Genomic DNA, 2,854 nt, shown 5'->3' with positions numbered 1-2,854 from the left:
CAGGAGGAGGAGGTCGCCGAGCGGCCGGAGCCGTCGGGTCCTGTTCCGTTCGTGCTGTCCGCGCGGGACGAGACGGCGCTGCGCGCCCAGGCCCAACGCCTGCACGACCACCTCGACAACCACCCCGAGCAGCCCCTCGCGGACGTCGGCTGGTCCCTCGGCACCCGCCGGGCCCGGCACAGCCGCGGAGCCGTGGTGGTCGCCGGGCACCGCGCCGGACTGCTCGACGGACTCGCCACGCTGAGCCGCGGCGCGACCAGTCCCACCGCGCAGCGCACCGCCGCGTCCCCGCGTGGCAAGACCGCCTTCCTGCTGACCGGGCAGGGCGCCCAGCGCCTCGGCATGGGCCGCGAACTGTACGCCGCCTCCCCGGTGTTCGCGGCGGCCCTGGACGAGGTGTGCGCCCACCTGGACCCCGAACTCATGCGCCCGCTGAAGTCGGTGCTCTTCGCCGCGGAGGACAGCGCGGACGCCGCACTGCTCGACCAGACGGCGTTCACCCAGACCGCGCTGTTCGCCCTGGAGACAGCGCTGTTCCGCCTCGCCGAACACCACGGCCTGACCCCGGACTTCCTGCTCGGTCACTCCATCGGCGAGGTCACCGCCGCCCACCTCGCGGGCGTCCTCGACCTGCCCGACGCCTGCGTCCTCGTGGCCGAACGCGGCCGGCTGATGCAGGCCGCGCGGGAGGGCGGCGCCATGGCCGCCGTGGAGGCCGGAGAGGACGCGGTACGCGCCGCGCTCGCCCCCTACGGCGACCGCGTCGCGGTGGCCGGTGTCAACGGACCGCGCGCCACGGTCATCTCCGGCGACGCCGGCGCCGTGGACGAACTCACCGCCCGGTTCAAGAAGGACGGGGCACGGGTCAAGCGGCTCCCGGTCAGCCACGCCTTCCACTCGCCCCACATGGACGAGATCCTGGACGAGTTCCGCGCGATCGCCGCGGACCTCACCTTCCACGAACCGCGCATCCCCGTCGTCTCCAACGTCACCGGCCGACTGGCCACGGCCGAGGACCTCGCCTCGCCCGACTACTGGACGCGCCACATCCGGCAAGCCGTCCGCTTCCTCGACGGCGTACGCCTCCTGGAGGCGGCCGGGGTCACCGAGTGGCTGGAACTCGGCCCGGACGGGGTGCTGAGCGCCCTGGTCGCCGAGTCCCTGGAGCAGACCCCCGGGATCGTGACCCCGGCCCTGCGCAGGGGACGTCCCGAGCCGGAGGTGTTCACCGCCGCCCTCGGCATGCTGGCCGCTCGCGGCGCCGAGGTGCGCTGGGAGACCGTCTTCCCCGGTGCGCAGGGCACCGACCTCCCGCTCTACGCGTTCCAGCGGCAGCGTTACTGGCTCGACGCGCCCACGACCGTCACGGACGCCGCGGGCTTCGGACTCGTGGCGGCCGACCACCCGCTGCTCGGCGCGGCCGTCCCGCTGGCCGACCGTGACGAACACGTCCTCACCGGACGCCTGTCACGCGGCACGCACCCCTGGCTGACCGAGCACACCGTCTCCGGAACGGTGCTCGTGCCGGGCACCGGACTGCTCGAACTCGCCCTGAGGGCAGGCGAACAGCTCGGCGCGGCCACGGTCGAGGAACTCACTCTGGCGGCCCCACTGGTGCTGCCGGAGCGCGGCGGCGTGCACCTCCAGGTGTCCGTCGGCGCCGAGGACACCGACGGGACCCGCCCGGTGCGCATCCACGCCCGGCCCCACGGCGACCCCGGCCACGACGGGACCTGGACCCTCCACGCCCACGGCACGCTGGGCACCGGCCCCGGCACGGCCGCCGAGGCGCTCACGGTCTGGCCACCCGCCGGCGCCCGCGAGATCGACCTCACCGGCGCCTACGAGCGGCTCGCCGGGCAGGGGTACGGCTACGGGCCCGCGTTCCGCAACCTGCGCCGCCTGTGGAGGGCCGGCGACGACCTCTGCGCCGAGGTCGCCCTCGACGAGGACCGGCGCACCGAGGCACGCCGGTTCACCCTCCACCCGGCACTGCTCGACGCCGCCCTGCACCCGCTGCTTCCCGGGGTCGCCGGTGACGAGGGCCGGCCGTTGCTGCCGTTCTCCTGGGCCGGGGTGAGCACGAGTGCCGCCGGCGCGTCCGTACTGCGCGTCCGGCTCGCCGGAGCGGCGGCACCGACCGCCGCGAACGGCGGCTCCACGACGGTCGCGCTCACCGTGGCCGACGGGTCGGGCGCACCGGTCGCCGATGTGGCGGAGCTGACCCTGCGCCCGCTGTCCGCCCAGTCGCTGCGGGCCGCGGACACCCACTCCGCCGACGGCCTGCTCAGGGTCGAATGGACCCGGCCGGCCGCCGTGGAGACCACGGCCGACCTCTCCACCTGGGCCGTCCTCGGCCGCGCGTCGGACCTCGGCCTGCCGGACGGCGCGGTCCGCTCCTGGACCGGCCTCGGCGAGCTGGCCCGAGCCCTCGACGCGGGCGCGCCCACCCCCGCGATCGTCCTCGCTCCCCACGTCCCGGCACCCACCGGCGACCCGATGCCGGACAGCGCGCGGGAGGTGGCGCACCGGGCGCTCGTCCAGGTGCGGTCCTGGCTCACGGACGACCGGTTCGCGAGCTCCCGTCTCGTCGTCGCCACCCGGGGCGCTGTGGCCACCGCGGCCGACGAGCTCGTCACCGACCTGGCGCACGCCCCGCTGTGGGGCCTGCTGCGCACGGCACAGACCGAGAACCCGGGCCGCATCCAGCTCCTGGACCTCGACGCCACGGACACGACCGCCCTCACCGCCGCTGTCGTTTGCGGTGAGGCGCAGGTGGCGGTGCGGTCGGGTGGGTTGGTGGTGCCCAGGTTGCGGCGGGCTGTGCCGGGTGATGCCGGTGAGGTCGTCTGGG

At 75.6% G+C, this 2,854-nt stretch carries 1 protein-coding gene; it reads left to right on the top strand.

Translation table 11 applies throughout. The features are described 5' to 3' along the window. Positions 1–2,854: acyltransferase domain-containing protein (locus AB0I06_RS34195; RefSeq protein ID WP_363122758.1), on the top strand; the 2,854-nt coding region annotated here is incomplete at both ends.

Origin of the sequence: Streptomyces sp. NPDC050674, assembly GCF_040654575.1 — a bacterium.
In the GTDB taxonomy this organism is placed as follows: domain Bacteria; phylum Actinomycetota; class Actinomycetes; order Streptomycetales; family Streptomycetaceae; genus Streptomyces.
This window is presented reverse-complemented; position numbering and strand designations above follow the sequence as displayed.